Genomic DNA, 21,739 nt, shown 5'->3' with positions numbered 1-21,739 from the left:
GGATCAGCCGCGAGACGTGAGTTCGATCACGCAGCACAGCCCCTTGATGCCGACGTCCAGCAACCCGGCATTCGCCTCCAGCTGCAGGCAATCATGGAGGCCCAATGCCTGGACGCGGTTATCGACGCAGACGTCAGTTTGCTCGCTCACGCTGAACACCAGCAGTGTGCTGGCCTCGCTGAAAAACCGCTGCTCGCCGGCCAGCCACTGCAACCGCGCACGGTAGCGCTGCGGCGCATAGATCAGGTTGAAATCGCGGATCGCTCCACCGAGCAGCGTGCAGGACACTTGGCTTTCGCCACTGAAGGCGAACGGGTCGAGGGGTAACAATGGCCGCGTGCTCTGACCGTCCACCGTCAACGTCATGCCGTCGCCTTGCAACACGGTGATGATCCGCTCATAACCGGCGAAGGTGGAAAAACCGCCCGACTCACCGATGTCGGCAATCGACAGGCGCCAGCCGAAGCCGTCCAGGCCAGTGCCGGCATCGCGGCTGATTTCTTCAGTGCTGCCGCCGCCGTTCTTCCAGGGCATGCGCGGGTAGTCTTTGGCGCGTAAAACTTTCAACTCGTTCATTTATGAAACCGGCCTTCCAGACGATGACGGGAACCAGGGTGGATCAAACGGGCGGCCGTCACCGGCTGACGGCCAGACCAGGTACGGCGGCGAATCAGCAGGCACGGTTCGCCTTTTTCAATCTGCAGCAATTTGCATTCGGATGACTCGGCCAGAATGGCTTCGACCACGTGCTCGCCTTCGGTCAGCGGCGCGACCTGGTTGAGGTAGGCGTAAGGCGTTTGCAGGGTGAAGTCCTGCTTGAGGTAATCCGGCGCCACCAGCGCATTGACGAAACGGTCTTCGATTTGCACCGGAATATCGTTTTCGAAATGCACGATCAACGAGTGGAAGACCTTCTGCCCTTCACGCATGTCGAGGGCCAGGGCGCGTTCCGAGCCGGCGGCCTCTTCTTCAAGGGTGATGACCTTGCAGGTGTGGCGATGACCGCGGGAAGCGATTTCGTCGGCGATGTTGTGCACTTCAAACAACGCGGACTGGCTTTTCGGCTCGGCGACGAAGGTGCCGACGCCTTGCATGCGCACCAGCAAGCCGTCAGCGGTCATCTCGCGCAGGGCGCGGTTGATGGTCATGCGGCTGAAACCCAGCTGATTGACCAGCTCGCTTTCCGACGGAACGCGGTAGTGCGGCGGCCAGTTTCCACTGTCGATTTGCTGGGTGATCATTTGTTTGACGCGAGCATACAAGGGCGCCGGACTGTCGCCCATGTTCGCGGCCAACGGAGAGACTGGAGGCGGAGTCGGCACGGTTAATCCTTGATGGTTTAGTAGAGATTGCTAGCTTGCCGGAGTTTACCGGGCAGGCAAACGTCTGTATATGTATATACAAATAACACACGATGGGGTTCTGAACCATGACCGCCTTCTTTGCCGAACGCGCGCTGCTGCCTAGTGGATGGGCCAACAATGTACGTCTTGAGGTCAGCGCCGATGGCGTATTGACCCATATCCAGGCCGATTCCCATGCAGAAGGCGCCGAACGGCTGAGCGGCCCGCTCTTGCCCGGCATGCCGAACCTGCATTCTCACGCCTTCCAGCGGGCCATGGCCGGACTGGCGGAAGTGGCGGGGAATCCGAATGACAGTTTCTGGACCTGGCGCGATCTGATGTATCGCCTCGTCGGAAAAATCAGCCCCGAACAACTCGGTGTCATCGCTCGTCAGCTGTACATCGAAATGCTCAAGGCCGGTTACACCTCGGTGGCGGAATTCCATTACGTCCACCACGACAACAACGGCCAGCCCTATGCAGACCCGGCCGAACTGGCCCTGCGTATCAGCCAGGCCGCGCGTTCCGCCGGAATTGGCTTGACCCTGCTGCCGGTGCTGTACAGCCATTCCGGCTTCGGCGGCCAGACGCCGAACGAGGGCCAGCGCCGCTTCATCAACAGCACCGAGAACTACCTCAAGCTGCAATCGCGCCTGCAGCCGGTACTGGCGCAGCAACCGGCGCAGTCGCTGGGTCTGTGTTTCCACTCGTTACGCGCGGTGACGCCGCAGCAGATCAGCGAAGTATTGGCCGCCAGCGACAAACAGTGCCCTGTGCATATCCACATTGCCGAACAGCAAAAAGAAGTCGACGACTGCCTGACCTGGAGCGGCCGTCGTCCCTTGCAATGGCTGTACGAAAATACCGAAGTCGATCAGCGCTGGTGCCTGGTCCATGCCACCCACGCGAATCCGGAAGAAGTCACGCTGATGGCCAGGAGCCGCGCCATTGCCGGCCTGTGCCTGACCACCGAAGCCAACCTGGGCGACGGGATTTTCCCGGCGGTGGATTTCCTGGCACAAGGCGGCCGCATGGGCATCGGTTCCGACAGCCATGTGTCATTGAGCGTGGTGGAAGAATTGCGTTGGCTGGAATACGGCCAGCGACTGCGCGATCAACGGCGTAATCGCCTGTATGGCGCGGATCAGCCCATGGTTGGCCGCACGTTGTTCGACGCGGCGCTCGACGGTGGCGCCCAGGCGCTGGGGCAACCGATCGGCGCGCTGGAAGTGGGCAAGCGTGCGGATTGGCTGGTACTGGACGGCAACGACCCGTACCTGGCAACGGCCAGTGGCGACGGAATCCTGAACCGCTGGTTGTTTGCCGGTGGCGACCGTCAGGTGCGGGACGTGCTGGTGAACGGCCAGTGGGTCGTGCGCGACGGGCGTCATGCCGATGAGGAAGACAGCAACCGCGCCTTCACCCAGGTCCTGCGCGAGCTTTTAGGCTGACGCAAAAACCTGTGGGAGCGAGCTTGCTCGCTCCCACAGGGTCATGTGCTATCAGTTCGAGGTCTTGGCCATCTGCGTGTCCGACGCTCGCCAGATCAGCCGCGTCGTGTCATAGCCCTGCTGACGCGCCTTGCTCAGCAGGTCTTCACGCACCACACCGTCAACGGTCGGCGTACGCGACAGCAGCCACAGGTATCGACGGCTCGGGTCGCCGACGATCGCGGTCTTGTAGTCGTCGCTGACGTACAACACCCAGTACTCGCCCTTCGAAACACCCGGAATCAACCTCGAAAACCAGGTATCGAACTCGACCCACAATTTGTCGGTCTTGCCCGGCACCTGTGGATAAGCCGTGCCCTTGACCTCTTCCCATTGCCATTGCGCCGTCAGGCAGCGGTTCAACACCGCCATGTTGCCATCCGGTTTGAGCGTGTAGTGGGCTTCGGATTGCGCACAGTCGCGCTGGAAATACATCGGCATACGCGCCAACTCGTACCAGGTGCCCTGGTAACGCTTGAGGTTGACACTGTCGGCTGTCTTGGGCGCCAACGGATCCTGGCCAGAAGTGGCACAGCCGGCCAATACCAGGCCGGCAAAAAGCATCATCAATAACCGCTTCATTGTTTTTCTCCCGTGGGCGCGTAGCCCCGGTTTATTTCAGGCCTTGACCGGAAAACATCAGCACTTTGTCACCGGCATACTGCACGCTGATAAAGCTGTTCTTGTCACCCCAGGTGCAACTGGACATGCCCAGCGCGCCCGAGCAGTCGGCAGGCTTGCCCAGCAAGGTTTCTACATCGGCCTTGGCCATGCCGGCCGAGAGCTTCGAATAGTTTTCCTGATTGACCTTGCTGCAGGCAGCCAGCAACACGCAGAACGAAAGCAGGGCAATGGATCGCAGCGACATGGTGTAACTCCAGGGGTGAAGGGGATTGGCATGGCTGCCAAACTGAACCTTAGAAGAGAAAACCCCTTTCTGGTTCCCTGGCCAATCGCCTATTTATCGGGCCGCTCGTCCGCCTTTTTACGAAAAAACAGCCACGTTGTTTGCCTGGCAGGTATTTCATCGGTTTTCACAAAAAAGCGCCTAATCTTTGGCGCCGTCCAGTCGACATACATGACAGCGCAAACCCACGTCCGTAGGGATTGCCTCCTTTGTTGATCTGTCTTTCCGCGGTAGCTCATTTAATGACCAGAAACATGAAGTTCAGCCACAAGATTTTGTTGGCTGCCGCCCTCGTGGTGGCCGTTGCATTCGCTTGTTTCATCCTGTTCAACGACTATCGTCAGCGTCAGACGCTGCATAACAACACCGAAGCCTCGATGCAGGAGCTCGGCAGCCTGACCACCAGCAACATCCAGACCTGGCTGGAAAGCCGCATGCAGCTGCTGCAATCGATGGCCCAACAGGTCAGCGCCGATGGCAACGCCCCCGCCAGCCTGAAGCGGATCATTGACCTGCCCGCCTACACCGGCAATTTCCAGCTGAGCTACTTCGGCGGTGCCGACGGCGTCATGTTCTCGGTCCCGGCCGGTAACCGTGCGGCGGACTACGACCCGCGCGCCCGTGGCTGGTACAAGGCGGCTAACAGCGCACAACAGACCATCGTCACCGAACCCTACATCGCCGCCTCGTCGGGAAAACTGGTAATCACCGTCGCGACTCCGGTACAACGCCAGGGCCAGATGATCGGCGTCGCCGGCGCCGACATCGACCTGTCCAGCGTCAGCGCAATCATCAACTCGCTGAACTTCGGTGGTCATGGCCATGCCTTCATTGTCAGTGCCGATGGCAAGATCCTGATCCACCCGGACAGCAAACTGGTGCTCAAGAACCTGACCGATGCCTACCCCAACGGGGCGCCGAAAATCAGCCCGGGCCTGAAAGAAGTCGAGGTCGACGGCAAAAGCCAGTTCATCTCGTTCACCCACGTCAACGGCGTGCCTTCGGCGGATTGGTATGTGGCACTGGTGCTCGACCAGGACACCGCGTTCTCGATGCTCAGTGAATTCCGCACCTCAGCCCTTATCGCCATGGTGATTGCCGTGGTGATCATCATCGCGTTGCTGGGCATGCTGATCCGTTTCCTGATGCAGCCGTTGCTGGCCATGGGTCGCGCCATGCACGACATCGCCGAAGGCGAAGGGGATCTGACCAAGCGCCTGACCATTCACGGTCACGACGAATTCGGCGCACTGGGGCTGTCATTCAACCGTTTCGTGGAGCGCATTCACACCTCGATCATCGAAGTGTCCTCGGCCACCGGCCAGGTCAACGAAGTGGCGCTGCGTGTGGTGGCCGCCTCGAACTCGTCGATGTTCAACTCCGACCAGCAGGCCTCGCGCACCAGCAGCGTCGCCGCAGCGATCAACCAGCTCGGTGCCGCCGCCCAGGAAATCGCCCAGAACGCCGCCCTCGCCTCCCAGCACTCGAGCGACGCCCGTAGCCTGGCCGAAGACGGTCAGCAGGTGGTGGACAAAACCATCAGCGCGATGCACCAGCTCTCGGCGAAAATCAGCGATTCATGCGGCAACATCGAGACGCTCAACAGCAACACCGTCAACATCGGGCAGATTCTGGAAGTGATCACCAGCATCTCCCAGCAGACCAACCTGCTGGCACTGAACGCCGCCATCGAAGCGGCGCGTGCCGGTGAAGCCGGACGCGGGTTTGCGGTGGTGGCCGATGAAGTGCGCAACCTCGCCCACCGCACTCAGGACTCGGCGCAGCAAGTGCAGAAAATGATCGAAGAACTGCAGGTCGGTGCGCGGGAAGCGGTGACCATCATGACCGACAGCCAGCGCCAGAGTGAAAGCAGTGTCGGCATCGCCAACCAGGCCGGTGAGCGCCTGGGCAGCGTGACCCAGCGCATCGGCGAAATCGACGGCATGAACCAGTCGGTCGCCACGGCCACCGAAGAACAGACCGCAGTGGTCGAATCGATCAACGTCGACATCACCGAGATCAACACGCTTAACCAGGAAGGCGTGGAGAACCTGCAGGCGACCTTGCGTGCCTGTGCGGATCTTGAGCAGCAGGCGGCGCGGTTGAAGCATCTGGTGGGTAGTTTCAGGATCTAAGCCGGTCTTACCGGCCTCATCGCTGGCAAGCCAGCTCCCACAGGAATCTTCGGGAACACCTATGCTGTGTCCGACCAGATCACTGTGGGAGCGGGCTTGCCCACGATGAAGGCATCAGCCGCAATGAAGGTTTAAAACCGTGACCCCGGTTTCGACAGAAACCCCAACTCCTCAGCCGTAGACTCCCGCCCCAACACCGCATTGCGATGCGGAAACCGTCCAAACCGTGCAATCACTTTCTGATGCCGCTCGGCGAAATCCAGGTAATCGGTAAACAGTGCGCGGTCGGCTTCCGGTTGCTGCGCCAACAGATCGATGTAGCGCGAAACACCTTCGTTCTGTGCCGCCAGATGCTCGCTGTGTTCGAACACCAGGTAGATAAACACACTCTGGATGGGTCTTAACTGTCGATCGAAATCCGCAGCAATGCCCTGCGCGACCAGCGCCTGAGCCCTGATGTCACCGGAAAAAGCCTTGGGGGAGTAGCGAAAGATCATTCGCGGGAGTTGATCGAGTAGCAGCACCAGCGCCAGCCAACCTTCGGGGCATTGCGCCCAATCGGTCAAACCGCCGGTCAGAGCCTGCTCGACCTGGTCCCCGAAACGCGTGCGCGCTTCGAGGTCCTGGCTGTCACGCTTGCCGAACCATAACTTGCCCTTGTCAGCCGCGACTTCCCTGGAAGATTCGGCTTTACCGAACCACCATTCGAGCAACGGCTGCCAGGGCGCGTTCATGGTTTATTCCTTGTGGTAAGCCGTGACGCGTGCAACTTCTTCTTTCGAGCCGAGGAACACCGCAACACGCTGGTGCAGGCCGTCGGGCTTGATGTCGAGGATGCGCTGGTGGCCGTCGGTGGACGCGCCGCCCGCCTGTTCCACCAGGAACGACATCGGGTTGGCTTCGTACATCAGGCGCAGTTTGCCCGGCTTCGATGGCTCGCGGCTGTCGCGCGGGTACATGAACAGACCGCCACGGGTCAGGATGCGGTGCACGTCCGCCACCATCGCCGCGACCCAGCGCATGTTGTAGTTCTTTTTCAGCGGACCTTCTTCGCCTGCCAGCAACTCGCTGACGTAGCGTTGCACCGGGGCTTCCCAGTGACGCTGGTTGGACATGTTGATGGCGAATTCCTGGGTGGTTTCAGGAATGGTGATGTCTTCGTGGGTCAACACGAAGCTGCCCATTTCGCGGTCCAGGGTGAAGCCTTTGACGCCGTCGCCCAGGGTCAGGACCAGCATGGTCTGCGGACCGTAGATGGCATAACCGGCGGCCACTTGCTGGGTGCCCGGCTGCAGGAAGGCCTTTTCATTCAAGGCTTCGTTCTGGCTCAGGTATTCGCTTGGGCAACGCAGCACCGAGAAGATGGTACCGACCGGCGCGTTGATGTCGATGTTCGACGAACCGTCCAGCGGGTCGAATACCAGCAGGTAGGCGCCTTTCGGGTATTTGCCCGGGATCTGGTAGGCGTTGTCCATTTCTTCGGACGCCATGCCGGCCAGGTGACCGCCCCATTCGTTGGCTTCGAGCAGGATCTCGTTAGACAGAACGTCGAGCTTCTTCTGCACTTCGCCCTGGACGTTTTCGGTGCCCATGCTGCCCAGTACACCACCCAGGGCGCCTTTGGAAACGGCGTGGCTGATCTCCTTGCAGGCACGCGCCACCACTTCGATCAGGAAGCGCAGATCGGCAGGAGTGTTGTTGCTGCGGGTCTGCTCAATCAAATAGCGACTCAAGGTAACGCGGGACATGGAAGGCTCCGGAGGAATGGGGGGCTAAAAACCCGCGCAGTTTAACGCGAGTCGGGGCGCATTTCCTCCTATCAGACGTGATCGACCGAAGAGAGTTCATGCGCGGGGTTCAGCGTAGATGGAAATGGTCCGGGTGTGAGCCGAAAAGTAGCGGTCATCGCAGCCTTTCTGTCGACTGATCGACCGCTATCGCGCTCCGACAAGAACAGCGCTGTACTTGTGGGAGCGAGCCTGCTCGCGATGGGGTGCGAAGCACCCGACTTCAGGGGTTGGCGGGCGGTTTGCGCAGCAGACTGAACGCCATCGCCGCCAGGAATACAACGCTCAGCAACAACACCGCCCACAGGCCAAATTTTTTCCAGTCAGTGTCCGACGTGGCCTGCACGGACGAAGCCACCGGCGCAATGGTCGCCGCGCCATCGACCGAGGCCTTGCCCAGCGTCGCCAGTTTCGCTGCGCTGTAATCCGGAATCAGCGTGGCCAACGGCAGATTCGCTGCCTTCACCGCCGAATTTCCCAGCGCCAGCGTGTAAGGCCCGGGCCCACGGGCCAGGAACACCAATTGCGTGGCGCGCACGGCGAATTTCAAGCCAGGCGCTTGTGCGCCCAAACCTCCGCCGCGCTCATCAACGGTCAGCTTCAATTGCTGCACGATTTGCCCCGGCAGCTGTAATTCGTTTTGCACCACGTCCTGACCATTCTGGGTCAGACGATAAAGCAAACCATTGCTCAACGGCTGCCACGGCAGGCTGCTGTCCCGCCGGCCAGACAAGGTCACCGGCGCCAGACTGTTGGGCTCGCTCAACTCGACCTGTATCCGCTCGACATTGAGCGCCATCGGCAATTGCCAGGTGTATTCGCCAGGCTTGACGCTGCTGCCAGCCAACACTTGCGACCAGACCAACGGCAACGGCAGGCTGCGGGTACTGGCGCTTTCCAGTTGCGCCGAGGTGAGGGTCGGAGCCGAATGCGGGGTATCCCACAACAGGCGCAAGTAGCGCGCAGGCTGTCCCGGCAGGCTGACTTCATGCTGTTCGACCTGCTCGTCCGCAAACGTCAGCCGCGCGACCTGCCCTTCGCCCCAGGACTGCCAATGCTGCAAGTCGTCGCTGGCCTCGATACTGAATCGCTGAAAACCGTCACGCTCGCTGGTCCAGTCGAGGATCAACCGCTGCAACGGCGCCTTGATAGCGCTGGCGTCGAGCAGCCAGCCACGCAATTCTTCTTCGCCGGCCTCCAGCTGACTGGAGGGCTGCACCTGGACCAGCGTGCCATTGGCGCTCGACTGCACCCGCACGCTTGGCGCATGTTCGGTGGCGTCCATCCGGTTATACAGCGGGAACCATTTCACCTCGGTGAGCACGCGGTCTTGCGCGGTTTGTGCGGTTTCCCGAGCCAGCGCGTAGGCCTGCACATCGCCTGCGGCATTGAACACGCGCACATCGCTCAAGTCAGCCTGCCGGGCATTCAGTTGCACAGCCAAGGGCAGCTCAAGGCGATACCACGGACCGTTACCACTGACGGACAACGGCACCTGCGTCGCGAAATCCGCCGGTTTGTCCTGGGCCCCAGCCATCATCGCCACGCCCATCGCCATTGCACCCAACCAACCCAGGTTCAACTTTTGCCTCAAGACGACACTCCTTCGGATTCCGGGACCGGTTTTTCAGGACCCGCCACAGGCTCGGCGCGCTTGGGTGGCAACGGGGCGAAATAGCCCACCACCAGCAGCAAAACGCCAACGCCGATGAACGAGACGATCCGCGCCAGCCCGCCGCGGTTACTCAACTCAACAAAGAACAGCTTGGCCACCACCACACCGATCAGCGCTGCACCGATCAGCCAGACTTCGCGGCGACTGCGCAAATGGCCGCCGATCATCAGGCCCAGGGCCATCAGGGTCCAGACGATCGACAGCCCGGCCTGCACCAACATGGATTCGAGCAATGCATCCAGCTCGAATGGCACGCCGCCCCAATGGTGCGCCGCGCGCATCACCAACGCCGTGAAGAACGCAAACAGCGAAACCCCGACAACCCGTTGCGAAACAAGGGTCGCGTAACCCTGGTGGAGCGCCAGTTGTGCCACCGCGCTGCGCGACCAGACGTAGACGCCGAACAACGCAAACAACAGCCCCAGCTCCAGCGGGTTGATCAGCGGCACATAGGGCAGCGGCTCGGCGCTGCCGTCGCTGATGATATTGGCCAGCCAGAACCAGACCAGCATCAGCCCGGCCAGCGGCGCGGCGGCGTACACGCGGTACTCGCGGGGGTAAGCCGACACTGGCCACGGCCATGGGCGCGGGGACGCCATCAAGACCAGATACAGGCTCGGCAGCATCGCCCAGCCCAGCCAGCGCCAGGCGTTGTACTGCTCGGACATCAGCAGCAGACCGTACCGCAGCTCCAGGGCCAGCACGCCGATCAACAGCCAGCAGCCGAGCACATGGGCGGCACTTGCAGCCTGCGCTGGCAGCAGGGCCGCCAAACGTCGCAGGGAGATGAAATGCACGGCGAACACCCCCGCCCACACCAGCCATCCGAAGTTGGCCGCCGGGTGATAACGCGCGTGCCAGGCGGCGAGCAACACCAGCCACGCCGCCGGAATCAGCAAGGTACAGAGGACCCCGAGCGATGGCCATTTCAAGCGCAGCGCCAGCACCGTCCACAGCGCCACGCTCACGGCCGCGACAGCCAGCAGCAAGGTCGTTTGCAGATTCAGCGGTGCAAAGCGCAGCACTTCACTGGCCCAAGCCAGCGCCCACCAGGCCGCGCCCCACGCCAGCCACGCTGGAGACAATCGCTGCCGGATCAGCCCATCAAGCGCCATGGCAGGATTGCCCACTTGCATGCGCCAGGCCCCGACCAACGCCGCCACCCCCAGCAACAATGGCGCCCAGAATCCACCATGGGCCAGGGGTCGCAGCGTTTCAGCGGTCAACGGCCACGCGGTGAGAAACATCGCACCCGCCAACAATTGCACGGCCAGTGCAGTGAACAGCATTGTCCGCGATGACACATGCAGGCCGACCGACAACGTCAGCAACCCGGCCAGGGCCCAACTGATTACGGTGCCATGGGCAAAGAAAAACAGCGGTGCCAGCAGATAGAGAAACGCCAGCCCAAGGCAGCCCAGCACGGGGATGCCCTGGCGCTCCCAAGCCCTGGTTTGCGCCGGCATGGCTTTGCGCAATTGATTGAAACTGAACAGCAACGCCACGCCCAGCAGCAGTGCGCCCAACGGTGCGCCGTCAAGCAGACTGCGCTCGCCGCCACGCAACTCGCTGAGGAAAGCCAGCGCCGACCCCAGTTGCAGCAACAGGGCAAAGGCCCGGGCCAGCGGCCGTTGCTGACGCAAGCCAAGCCAGAAAATCCCCGCGCCTTCCACGGCCCATGCGGCGGTCGTCCAGCGCGCATCCAGCCCCAGCGGTATCGCCAGACTGGTAAAGATCACCCCCAGGGCCAGGCAGGTTTCTCCCAGCAACATGGCGCGTCCGCCCATCAGCAGACGCGCCAAACCCATGTAGAGGATGCCCAGCGCCAAGGCGCTGTACGCGGCGGCGAACTCCAGATGCTGCACCAGCGCGAACTGCAAACCAAAACCCACCAGCGGCGGGCCGAACAGCAAGGTGCCGTCAACGTAGTCACCCTTGCGCGACGACCACTGCAACAGCGCATCGCGATCGCCATTCTGCGGCGCATCGTTCATTTCCAGCAGTTTGCGTCGGGCGAACAGCAGCCCGATGGCCAGGTACATGAGGAAAAACAGGATCAAGAACGGCTCGGTGCTCCACAGCAGTTCCGGCGTGTAGGAACGCAGGCCCCAGGCGAAACCGGTGCCGAAGGTGCCGACAAAGCCAATGACGTTCAGCAGGCGCCAGGCCTTGAACCAGGCGATGGCGAAAATGCCGGCATTGAGCAAGGCGAAGTAGCTGAACAGCGCGACATGACTACCGGTGCCGGTGGAGGCCAGGATCGGCGCGGCGAACCCACCCAGTGCCGCAACGGCAGCCAGCCCGAGGGCGTCCTGGATGATGGCGAGAATGGCCGAGAACACGGTGATTGCCACCAGAATGCCAAACGCTGCCGAGGGATCGAGCAATGGGTGCAGGCGCATCGCGGCAAACACCGTCAGGTACAACACCGCGACCCCGGCACCCTGCACGATCAAGGCGTAACCGGTGTTGCGCTTTCTCAGCCACCAACCCAGCCCGAGCAGTCCCAGTGCCGCCGCTGCAACGCCGGCGTAGCGCAACTCGATCGGCACCACCACGCCTTCGGTGGCGTAACGCAGCAAAAAGGCCAGGCCAAGGAACAACAACACCACCCCGACCCGCAACACAGTGTTGCCGCCCAACAGCCACGCGCGGGCGCGAGCAATAGCGCTGTCGATAAAGTTCGGGCCACGCGGGGTGACGGGTTGCCGTGGTTCACGGGCAGGCGTTTCGGGCTTCCAGGCATCTACGGGTTGCGCACGGCCGATTTCACCAGCCGCAGCAGGGATCGGTTCGAGTTCAGGCGGGAGTTCCCAGATCAGCTCCGGGGTGGCGGCGGGCCTTTCATCCAGCAGGGTCTCAGGGGCAATAACGGGTTCACTGGCCATCGTCTGGCTGGCTTCGGGCGCTTTGACACCAGACACCTCCAGCACCGCCAACCGTTGTTCGACTGCTTGCAGGGCCGTCCGCGCCTGTTCCAGCAGGCGCTTGTGCTCTTGCGCCTCGGAGCTCAGATGAGCGACGCGAATGGCCTGGCCGATACCCAGTCCGAGTAATGCGCCCAGCAGCGCCTCGCTGAATGACTCATCGAGTAGCCAGCCGAGTACCAGTCCGATCAGCATGAACATCCATTGCATGGTCCATATCCTTGAGCCCGATCCCTGAAAGACTAGCCTACTGGCCAGCCCCAAAAAATCGCAGCCTTCGGCGGCGCCTACAGGACGATGTATTCATCTGCAGGAGCCGCCGAAGGCTGCGATTTTTTCCGAAGCGCCAGTATATCGAGCCGGACGAACAGTTACTCCAGTGCTTTCCAGATATCCGTCGCGTACTCACGGATGGTCCGGTCGGACGAAAACCAGCCCATCCTCGCCGTGTTCAGCACCGCGGAGCGCCACCACTCGTTCGAGTCATGCCAATGGGCTTCGACACGCATTTGCGCATTCCAGTAGGAGTCGAAATCGGCGCAGACCAGGAAGCGGTCGTAATCCACCAGCGAATCGATCAGTCCGGTGTAACGGGACGGATCATCGGGCGAGAACACCCCGCCACGAATGGCTTGCAGCACGTCGCTGAGCCGATGGGAGGCGGCGATGTCCGGCACTGCGCTGAACTCGTGGTTCTGCTTGCGCGCTTCGACCTGCTGGGCACTGAGGCCGAAGATAAACATGTGTTCGGCACCGATGCGTTCGCACATCTCAACGTTGGCGCCGTCCAGCGTACCGATGGTCAATGCGCCATTCAGGCCGAATTTCATGTTACTGGTGCCCGAGGCTTCGAAGCCGGCGGTGGAGATCTGCTCGGACAAATCCGCCGCCGGAATAATGCTCTCCGCCAGGCTGACGTTGTAATTGGGCAGGAATACCACTTTCAGTAACCCGCGCACGGTCGGGTCGTTGTTCACCACCCGGGCGATGTCGTTGGTCAGTTTGATGATCAGCTTGGCCTGGTGATAACTCGCCGCCGCCTTGCCGGCAAAGATTTTCACCCGCGGCACCCAATCGACCTCCGGCTCGGCGCGAATCGCCTGGTAGAGCGCCACGGTGTGCATCAGGTTGAGCAGTTGCCGCTTGTATTCGTGGATACGTTTGACCTGCACGTCGAACATGGCCGCCGGGTTGACCGCCACCCCCAGCCGTTCGTGAATGATGTAGGCCAGGGCTTTTTTGCTGTGCAGGCGTTGCTCGGCAAACGCCTTGCGGAACGCGGTCTTGTCGGCGAACGACTCCAGACCGAGCAAGCGATCTTCAGGGTTGTCCAGCAGCTCCGGGCCAAGGGCATCGACCAGCATCGACGTCAGTTCGGAGTTGGCCTGATAGAGCCAGCGGCGGAAGGTGATGCCGTTGGTCTTGTTGTTGATCCGGTCCGGGTAGAGCTTGTGCAGTTCGGAGAACACGGTTTTGCGCATCAGCTGCGTGTGCAGCCCGGATACGCCATTGACGCTGTGGGAACCGAGGAACGCCAGGTTACCCATGCGCACGCGGCGGCCGTTGTCTTCTTCGATCAGCGATACCGCACGCAACACGTCGAAGTCGTGAATGCCTTTGGCGCGCAACGAATCGATGTGTTGGGCGTTGATCAGGTAAATGATCTGCATGTGCCGCGGCAGCATGCGTTCCATCAAGCCGACCGGCCAGGTTTCCAGCGCTTCGGGCAGCAGTGTGTGGTTGGTGTAGGAAAGCGTGTCGACCGTGACCTGCCAGGCGGCGTCCCACGCCACGTCGTAGACGTCGACCAATTGACGCATCAGCTCGGCCACGGCAATCGACGGGTGGGTGTCATTGAGCTGGATCGCCGCGTGATCGCCCAGGGTCAGCACCGAGGTGTGCATGTTGCGATGGCGGCGCAGCAAATCCTGCAGGGACGCGGCGACGAAGAAGTATTCCTGGCGCAGGCGCAGTTCCTGGCCCGCTTCGGTGCTGTCCGCCGGGTAGAGCACGCGGGAGATACTTTCGGCCCGGGCCACTTCGGCGACTGCACCCAGGTGGTCACCGGCGTTGAAACGTTCCAGGTGCAGATCTTCCATGGCCCGCGCACGCCACAGTCGCAGCGTGTTCACGCTCGCCCCGCGCCAGCCGACCACCGGCGTGTCGTAGGCAATGGCCCGCACGGTTTCCGCCGGGTGCCAGACTTGTCTGGATTTTCCGCTTTCATCGGTGACCGTCTCGACGCTACCGCCGAAGCCTATCGGATACACCACTTCCGGCCGCTCGAACTCCCAGGGGTTGCCGAAATCCAGCCAGTGCTCGGTCTGTTCCTGTTGCCAGCCGTCGACAATGGCCTGACGGAACAAGCCATGTTCGTACCGAATGCCATAGCCATGACCGGCGATGCCCAGGGTCGACATACTTTCCATGAAGCACGCCGCCAAACGTCCGAGGCCGCCATTGCCGAGCGCCGCGTCGGGCTCCAGCAAGCGGATGCGTTCAAGGTCCACGCCCAGCTCGGTCAGCGCTTCACGCGCCACGTCCAGCAAACCGAGGTTGCTCAGGCTGTCGTAGAGCAAGCGGCCGATGAGGAATTCCAGGGACAGGTAGTAAACGCGCTTCTGACCCTTGCGGTAGATCTGGCGCGTATGGTCCATCCAGTGCTCGACCATGTGATCACGCGCCGCCAGCGCAATGGCTTCGAACCAGTCATGGTCGAAAGCGTGATCCGGGTCTTTGCCCACCGCGTAGGTGAGTTTGGTCAAGACGGCGTCGCGGAATGCGGCCACCTCTGCTTCGCGAACAAGTGGTTCTTGAGTCATCGATAAGACCTCGAGCGAGCGTTGGGTTGTCTGAGCCTAGACGGTCTGACAGGCGGTAGAGGCTCTGGTTCGCCAGTTTTTCCTGTTAGTGCTACTTGAGTCGTTAATACGTCGTCGTGTACTGGAATCAATGCAGGGGCCGTGCCGAATTTATGGCCAATCGGCCACCCAACGCAAAAAATCTGGCGAAAGGTTGTTCAAAAATCCACCAGTCCCGGTATGATCGCGCGCCCTGATGCATGCTGGTAACAACCAATGATGAAGCCGAACCTGATCGCCGCCGCGGAGATCGACCGACTCGATACCTGGGCCAAGTACTCTGCTCCGATGTGCGGTTCCTGCATATCCAGCTGCTGCACGCTGCCTGTCGAGGTCAAGATCAAGGATCTGATCCGTATCGGCATCGTCGACGAGTTCGAGCGCGGCGACCCGCCGAAGAACATCGCCAAGCGCCTGCAGAAGGAAGGGATCGTCGAGCGCTACAACCAGAAGTCCGAGATTTTCACCCTTCAGCGCATGAGCAACAACGATTGCCTGTACCTGGATCGTAAGAGCCGTCTGTGCACTATTTATGAAAAGCGCCCGGACACCTGCCGTAATCACCCGAAAATCGGCCCGCGGCCCGGGTATTGCGCGTACAACCCCAAGGAAGTGGAGCGCGAGCGGAATTCGCGGAATATCGAGCGGTTCTGATTGCGCCTGACATTGGCGGTGGCTGATCGGCCGACCTCGCTGGCAAGCCAGCTCCCACAATGATTGTTGTCGGCTTGCCAGCGAAGAGGGCGGCACCAACACTGCACAAGCTCCAGACAAACCGCAGACAAACAAAAACGCCCCCGGCCTTTCGACCGGGGGCGTTTTCGTTGAGCCAGGCTAAATGTTACGCCTTGGCTTTCTTGGCAGCGCGGGTACGCTCGCTTTCGTCCAGGATCTTCTTGCGAAGACGGATGGACTTAGGCGTCACTTCACACAGCTCGTCGTCCTGGATGAATTCCAGAGCCTGTTCCAGGGTGAAGCGAACAGGTGGAACCAGAGCGATGGTTTCGTCTTTACCCGAAGCACGCATGTTGTCGAGCTTCTTGCCCTTGGTAGGGTTAACGCCCAGGTCGTTGTCACGGCTGTTCAGACCAACGATCTGACCGTTGTAGATTTCCTGACCGTGTTCAACGAACAGCTTGCCACGCGCCTGCAGGGTTTCCAGGGAGTAGGTCAGCGCCTTGCCGGTTTCAACCGAAACCAGAACGCCGTTCTGACGGCCGGACATGTCGCCGGACTTCATCACGTCGTAACGGTCGAAGATCGAAGTCAGGATGCCAGCACCGTTGGTCAGGGTCAGGAACTGGTTACGGAAACCGATCAGACCACGAGCAGGGATGTTGTATTCCAGACGTACACGGCCCTTGCCATCCGGCACCATGTTGGTCAGGTCGCCCTTACGCAGGCCCATCTCTTCCATCACCTTGCCTTGGGATTCTTCCGGCAGGTCGATGGTCACGTTTTCATACGGTTCGTGCTTCACGCCGTCAACCAGACGGATGATCACTTCCGGACGACCTACAGCCATTTCGAAGCCTTCGCGACGCATGGTTTCGATCAGTACCGAGAGGTGCAGCTCACCACGGCCGGACACCTTGAACTTGTCAGCCGAGTCGCCTTCTTCAACGCGCAGTGCAACGTTGTACAGCAGCTCTTTGTCCAGACGTTCCTTGATGTTACGGGAAGTCACGAACTTGCCTTCTTTACCGCAGAAAGGCGAGTCGTTTACCTGGAAGGTCATGGAAACGGTTGGCTCGTCAACGGTCAGAGGCTTCATCGCTTCCGGGGTGTCGAGCTGGCACAGTGTGTCGGAGATGAACAACTCGTCCATACCGCTGATGCACACGATGTCGCCGGCAGCTGCTTCTTCAACGTCGACACGGTGCAGACCGTGGTGACCCATCAGCTTCAGGATACGACCGTTACGTTTCTTGCCGTCGGCGCTGATCGCCACGACCGGAGTGTTCGGCTTGACGCGACCACGAGCGATACGGCCAACACCGATAACACCCAGGAAGCTGTTGTAGTCCAGTGCGGAGATTTGCATCTGGAACGGACCGTCACGGTCAACGGCCGGCGCAGGTACGTTGTCGACGATCGACTGGTACAGCGGGGTCATGTCGTCGGCCATTTCGTTGTGGTCCAGACCGGCAATACCGTTCAGGGCCGAGGCGTAGACGACTTTGAAGTCCAGCTGTTCTTCGGTGGCACCCAGGTTGTCGAACAGGTCGAAGATCTGGTCCAGAACCCAGTCCGGACGCGCGCCTGGACGGTCAACCTTGTTGATGCACACGATTGGACGCAGGCCGGCTTCGAAAGCCTTCTTGGTCACGAAACGGGTTTGCGGCATAGGGCCGTCTTGAGCGTCAACCAGCAGCAGAACGGAGTCGACCATCGACATTACGCGTTCAACTTCGCCGCCGAAGTCGGCGTGGCCCGGGGTGTCCACGATGTTGATGTGGTAGCCGTTCCAGTTGATGGCGGTGTTTTTCGCCAGAATGGTAATACCGCGCTCTTTTTCCTGGTCGTTGGAGTCCATCACGCGCTCGTCGTTGAGCTCGTTGCGCTCCAGGGTGCCGGATTGACGCAGGAGTTTGTCTACCAGGGTGGTTTTACCATGGTCAACGTGGGCGATGATGGCGATGTTGCGTAGATTTTCGATCACTTGTGTATCTCGATCAGAGGATTCGGTGTGCTGACAGGTCGTGGCAGCGATTAACAGTAGCGTCCGTGAAAGCCGTTACAGCTTGACGGCGGCGTCGGGGGGCCGGTGACGCAAGCCACAGGCAAACAGCCCCGGGCACTTAGCTCGGTCGATAAACGCGCACATTGGCATGCCCCTCACTGAGCAAATGGTGGGCATGCAGGCGACTCATCACGCCTTTGTCGCAATACAACAGGTACTGGCGAGTAGGGTCCAGTTCCTTGAAACGAGCGTTCAGAGCATAAAACGGCATCGTTTGTACCTCGATACCAGCGAGTTCCAGCGGGTCATCCTCGGCCGCATCCGGGTGGCGGATGTCGATCACGATCTGACCGGCCAGCGCTTCGCTGACTTCTTCAATCTGTATGTCCTGGCCCAATTCATCGATCACGCGATCGATCGGCACCAGCTTGGCGTTCTCGAGCGCACGCTCAAGGACCGCCATGTCGAATTCTTTCTCTTCGTGCTCCACGCGATGACGCTTGGCCGCCGTCTTGGGGTTCACCGAAATGACCCCGCAGTACTCCGGCATGTGCCGGGCGAAGTCGGCGGTGCCGATTTCGTTGGCCAGGTCGATGATGTCCTGCTTGTGGCTGGCGATCAGCGGGCGCAGCACCAGCTTGTCGGTCACGCAGTCGATCACGGACAGGTTCGGCAGTGTCTGGCTCGAAACCTGGGAAATCGCCTCACCGGTGACCAGCGCATCAATGTGCAGGCGATCGGCGATTCGGGACGCAGCGCGCAACATCATACGCTTCAATACTACGCCCATATGACTGTTATCGACTTTGCCGAGAATTTCTCCGAGCACTTCCTCGAACGGCACACTGACAAATAACACGCGTTGGGAGCTGCCGTACTTCTTCCAGATGAAATGCGCGACTTCCATAACGCCCAGTTCATGGGCCCTGCCGCCAAGGTTGAAGAAGCAGAAATGGGCCATCAGGCCACGGCGCATGATCTGGTAGGCAGCGACCGTGGAGTCGAAACCGCCGGACATCAGGACCAGCGTCTGCTCCAGTGCGCCCAGCGGATAACCGCCGATGCCATTGTGCTGGCTGTGGATCACGAACAACCGTTGGTCGCGAACTTCGATGCGGACTTCGATTTCCGGCTTTTTCAGGTCGATCCCGGCGGCACCGCACTGACGGCGCAACTGGCTGCCGACATATTTTTCGATGTCGATCGAGCTGAACGGATGCTTGCCGGCGCGCTTGCAACGCACCGAGAAGATCTTCCCGGCCAGTGCATCTCCGTAGTGCTGCTTGCACTTTTCGACGATGTCGTCGAAATCACCCAGCGGGTACTCGTCAATCTGCAGGAAGTGCGCGATGCCCGGCATGCAGCTCAGGCGCTCGCCCATCTCCTTCAGGACCCTGGGGTCGCTGACACGGGTTTCCAGCTCGAGGTTGTCCCACACACCGTTCACCACCACGGCCGGGTCCAGATCGCGGAGCACGGCACGGATGTTCTTGGCCAATTGGCGGATGAAACGCATCCGTACCGGGCGGCTCTTGATGGTGATCTCGGGAAAGACTTTTACGATTAGTTTCATGAAAACAGCGCGCGCTGGGCCAGCCGAAAAAGGGGGGCGCGGATTATAGCGGAAATTGCTCAAGGTTTAACCAGTTAATGTGCAGAAGGTTTTGCGCGCACCAAAACAGGTCACTTTGCGACTTCGACGCCACATTAAGGGGCGTGAATTCAAGCTTTTATAGGCCCTGCGCCTCTATAAGCGCGAAATTGGGGCAAAAAACCCATGCTGGGGCACTGGCATGCAATTTGCTCCCTTGTGAGGCAGGTTGCCTTGGCAGAGTATTCGCGCCGGCATCACAAACATTTAAGGGCATCCACTACCAGCCCTAAGCCACCCGGAGGACACTATGTCGAAGTCGGTTCAACTCATCAAAGATCATGACGTCAAGTGGATTGATCTGCGGTTCACGGACACCAAAGGCACTCAGCACCACGTGACCATGCCGGCTCGCGACGCGCTGGATGAAGACTTCTTCGAAGTCGGCAAGATGTTCGACGGTTCTTCCATCTCTGGCTGGAAAGGCATCGAAGCCTCCGACATGATCCTGATGCCGGACGATTCCACCGCCGTTCTCGACCCGTTCACCGAAGAGCCGACCCTGATCCTGGTCTGCGACATCATCGAACCTTCGAGCATGCAAGGCTACGATCGCGACCCACGTGCGATCGCCAAGCGCGCCGAAGAGCACCTGAAAGCCACCGGTATCGGTGACACCGTATTCGCCGGTCCGGAGCCAGAGTTCTTCATCTTCGACCAGGTCAAGTTCAAGTCCGACATCTCCGGTTCCATGTTCAAGATCTACTCCGAACAAGGTTCCTGGATGTCCGACCAGGACATCGAAGGCGGCAACAAGGGCCACCGTCCAGGCGTCAAAGGCGGCTACTTCCCGGTTCCACCGTTTGACCACGACCACGAAATCCGTACCTCCATGTGCAACGCACTGGAAGAAATGGGCCTGACCGTCGAAGTTCACCACCACGAAGTGGCAACTGCCGGCCAGAACGAAATCGGCGTCAAGTTCAACACCCTGGTGAAGAAAGCCGACGAAACCCAAACCCTGAAGTACGTCGTGCACAACGTTGCCGATGCCTACGGCCGTACCGCTACCTTCATGCCCAAGCCTCTGTACGGCGACAATGGCTCGGGTATGCACGTACACATGTCCATCTGGAAAGATGGCAAGAACACCTTCGCAGGCGAAGGCTATGCCGGCCTGTCCGATACCGCCCTGTACTTCATCGGCGGCATCATCAAGCACGGTAAGGCCCTGAACGGCTTCACCAACCCGGCCACCAACTCCTACAAGCGTCTGGTGCCAGGTTTCGAAGCTCCAGTAATGCTGGCCTACTCGGCTCGCAACCGTTCCGCTTCGATCCGTATTCCTTACGTGTCGAGCCCGAAAGCCCGCCGTATCGAAGCGCGCTTCCCGGATCCGGCTGCCAACCCGTACCTGGCTTTCGCCGCACTGCTGATGGCTGGCCTGGACGGCATCCAGAACAAGATCCACCCTGGCGATGCAGCTGACAAAAACCTGTACGACCTGCCGCCTGAAGAGGCGAAAGAGATCCCACAAGTTTGCGGCAGCCTGAAAGAAGCCCTGGAAGAGCTGGACAAAGGTCGTGCGTTCCTGACCAAAGGCGGCGTTTTCAGCGACGACTTCATCGACGCTTACATCGCCCTGAAAAGCGAAGAAGAAATCAAGGTTCGTACCTTCGTACACCCACTGGAATACGAGCTGTACTACAGCTGCTAATCCGGTAGCGCCTGCGCAAGCGGCGTGACAAAAAGAGGCCTTCTTCGGAAGGCCTTTTTTGTGGGCAGTTTCCGACAACTGTTTTCTCATTCTCCTCGGACATTCACAGCATCGTCCGGCATCAATCCATTCGAGTTGCTCGTAGCCTGTATCGACTTGCTGAACTCAATGGATGGAAAAATGAAGACCTGCCTGTTCACACCCCTGATCGCCACGTTGACCATAGCGTTGCAGGGCTGCAGCCCCGCATCAACTCCGGCCGGTGTCGAACGTAATATCCTGCTGCAAACCAGCACCTCCTGGGACAACACGCCTTACATTCGCTACCCCGATTCCGCGCCTGAACTGTCATTGCTCAAACTCAAGATACCGGCCAACACCGCACTCGACTGGCATACCCATCCGATCCCCAACGCGGCTTACATTCTCGCAGGCGAATTGACGATCGAGAGCAAGGACAATGGCCAGATCCAGCACTTCAAACAGGGCGACGCGCTGGCTGAAATGGTCAACATCACACATCGTGGAATAACCGGTGACAAGCCGGTAGAACTTATTGTGTTCTATGCTGGCAGCCAAGGTATTCCATTGTCGGAGTAATCCTCGCTGCCCACCGGGAGTCT

16 protein-coding genes and 1 pseudogene are annotated in these 21,739 nt (G+C 60.2%); 6 read left to right on the top strand and 11 right to left on the bottom strand.

All coding sequences use genetic code 11. The annotated features are described in order from the left end of the window. Positions 1–3 precede the first annotated feature (3 nt). Together ACGJAX_RS07685 and hutC are read right to left on the bottom strand one after the other, a co-directional pair. A complete protein-coding gene (locus ACGJAX_RS07685; protein WP_390958205.1) occupies positions 4–576 on the bottom strand; it encodes a HutD family protein in 573 nt (190 codons plus the stop codon). After that, on the bottom strand, positions 573–1,283 hold the full coding sequence (hutC, locus tag ACGJAX_RS07680; RefSeq protein ID WP_162493950.1) for a histidine utilization repressor: 711 nt from the start codon (positions 1,281–1,283) through the stop codon (positions 573–575). Before hutC ends, ACGJAX_RS07685 begins: the two co-directional genes overlap by 4 nt. Before the next feature lie 146 nt (positions 1,284–1,429). Here hutC and ACGJAX_RS07675 point away from each other — a divergent pair, with 146 nt between their 5' ends. Then, positions 1,430–2,794, top strand: a complete 1,365-nt coding sequence (locus ACGJAX_RS07675) for a formimidoylglutamate deiminase (RefSeq protein WP_248916182.1) — start codon at positions 1,430–1,432, stop codon at positions 2,792–2,794. A gap of 51 nt (positions 2,795–2,845) precedes the next feature. Here ACGJAX_RS07675 and ACGJAX_RS07670 read toward each other — a convergent pair whose 3' ends face one another. Both ACGJAX_RS07670 and ACGJAX_RS07665 read right to left on the bottom strand, forming a co-directional pair. Beyond that, the gene (locus tag ACGJAX_RS07670) at positions 2,846–3,415 is read right to left on the bottom strand and encodes a lipocalin family protein (RefSeq protein WP_090328098.1); all 570 of its coding nucleotides are present in this window, start codon (positions 3,413–3,415) and stop codon (positions 2,846–2,848) included. A gap of 31 nt (positions 3,416–3,446) precedes the next feature. Next, positions 3,447–3,701 (bottom strand): hypothetical protein, encoded by a 255-nt coding sequence (locus ACGJAX_RS07665; protein ID WP_090328096.1) that lies wholly within the window; start codon positions 3,699–3,701, stop codon positions 3,447–3,449. Between the two features lie 281 nt (positions 3,702–3,982). Between ACGJAX_RS07665 and ACGJAX_RS07660 the strand changes: the two are divergent. Next, positions 3,983–4,969, top strand: a pseudogene (locus tag ACGJAX_RS07660) (cache domain-containing protein); the annotation flags it as partial. 141 nt (positions 4,970–5,110) lie between these two features. Then, positions 5,111–5,875: a methyl-accepting chemotaxis protein gene (locus ACGJAX_RS07655; RefSeq protein WP_390959813.1), complete on the top strand. Its 765-nt coding sequence runs from the start codon at positions 5,111–5,113 to the stop codon at positions 5,873–5,875. A gap of 131 nt (positions 5,876–6,006) precedes the next feature. Here ACGJAX_RS07655 and ACGJAX_RS07650 read toward each other — a convergent pair whose 3' ends face one another. The 5 genes from ACGJAX_RS07650 to ACGJAX_RS07630 form a co-directional block, all read right to left on the bottom strand. Next, positions 6,007–6,609 (bottom strand): DUF924 family protein, encoded by a 603-nt coding sequence (locus tag ACGJAX_RS07650; RefSeq protein WP_390958203.1) that lies wholly within the window; start codon positions 6,607–6,609, stop codon positions 6,007–6,009. 3 nt (positions 6,610–6,612) lie between these two features. Then, positions 6,613–7,623 carry a class 1 fructose-bisphosphatase gene (locus ACGJAX_RS07645; protein WP_090328087.1) on the bottom strand — a complete coding sequence of 337 codons (1,011 nt, stop codon included), beginning with the start codon at positions 7,621–7,623 and terminating at the stop codon, positions 6,613–6,615. A gap of 262 nt (positions 7,624–7,885) precedes the next feature. Then, positions 7,886–9,256, bottom strand: a complete 1,371-nt coding sequence (locus ACGJAX_RS07640; RefSeq protein WP_390958201.1) for a DUF3999 family protein — start codon at positions 9,254–9,256, stop codon at positions 7,886–7,888. Then, positions 9,253–12,474, bottom strand: coding sequence for a DUF2339 domain-containing protein (locus tag ACGJAX_RS07635; protein WP_390958199.1), 3,222 nt, complete (start codon positions 12,472–12,474; stop codon positions 9,253–9,255). Before ACGJAX_RS07635 ends, ACGJAX_RS07640 begins: the two co-directional genes overlap by 4 nt. A 161-nt stretch (positions 12,475–12,635) precedes the next feature. Continuing rightward, positions 12,636–15,086, bottom strand: a complete 2,451-nt coding sequence (locus ACGJAX_RS07630) for a glycogen/starch/alpha-glucan phosphorylase (protein ID WP_090328079.1) — start codon at positions 15,084–15,086, stop codon at positions 12,636–12,638. Between the two features lie 255 nt (positions 15,087–15,341). On the opposite strand from ACGJAX_RS07630, the gene ACGJAX_RS07625 reads away from it, so the two are divergent. Then, positions 15,342–15,779 (top strand): YkgJ family cysteine cluster protein, encoded by a 438-nt coding sequence (locus tag ACGJAX_RS07625; RefSeq protein ID WP_390958197.1) that lies wholly within the window; start codon positions 15,342–15,344, stop codon positions 15,777–15,779. Positions 15,780–15,966: 187 nt separating this feature from the next. Here the strand turns inward: ACGJAX_RS07625 and typA are convergent, their stop codons facing one another. Further along, entirely contained in the window at positions 15,967–17,787 is a 1,821-nt protein-coding gene (typA, locus tag ACGJAX_RS07620) for a translational GTPase TypA (RefSeq protein WP_040063516.1), read from the bottom strand. 139 nt (positions 17,788–17,926) lie between these two features. Further along, positions 17,927–19,381 (bottom strand): tRNA uracil 4-sulfurtransferase ThiI, encoded by a 1,455-nt coding sequence (gene thiI / locus ACGJAX_RS07615; RefSeq protein ID WP_090328072.1) that lies wholly within the window; start codon positions 19,379–19,381, stop codon positions 17,927–17,929. 328 nt (positions 19,382–19,709) lie between these two features. Here thiI and glnA point away from each other — a divergent pair, with 328 nt between their 5' ends. Beyond that, positions 19,710–21,116, top strand: a complete 1,407-nt coding sequence (gene glnA, locus ACGJAX_RS07610; protein ID WP_056852215.1) for a type I glutamate--ammonia ligase — start codon at positions 19,710–19,712, stop codon at positions 21,114–21,116. Between the two features lie 180 nt (positions 21,117–21,296). After that, a complete protein-coding gene (locus ACGJAX_RS07605) occupies positions 21,297–21,716 on the top strand; it encodes a cupin domain-containing protein (protein WP_390958194.1) in 420 nt (139 codons plus the stop codon). Positions 21,717–21,739 lie beyond the last annotated feature (23 nt).

It is taken from the genome of Pseudomonas moorei (assembly GCF_042846945.1).
Lineage (GTDB): Bacteria > Pseudomonadota > Gammaproteobacteria > Pseudomonadales > Pseudomonadaceae > Aquipseudomonas > Aquipseudomonas moorei.
Note: the sequence above shows the minus strand (reverse complement) of the source record. Positions and strands in the feature narration are given on the sequence as shown.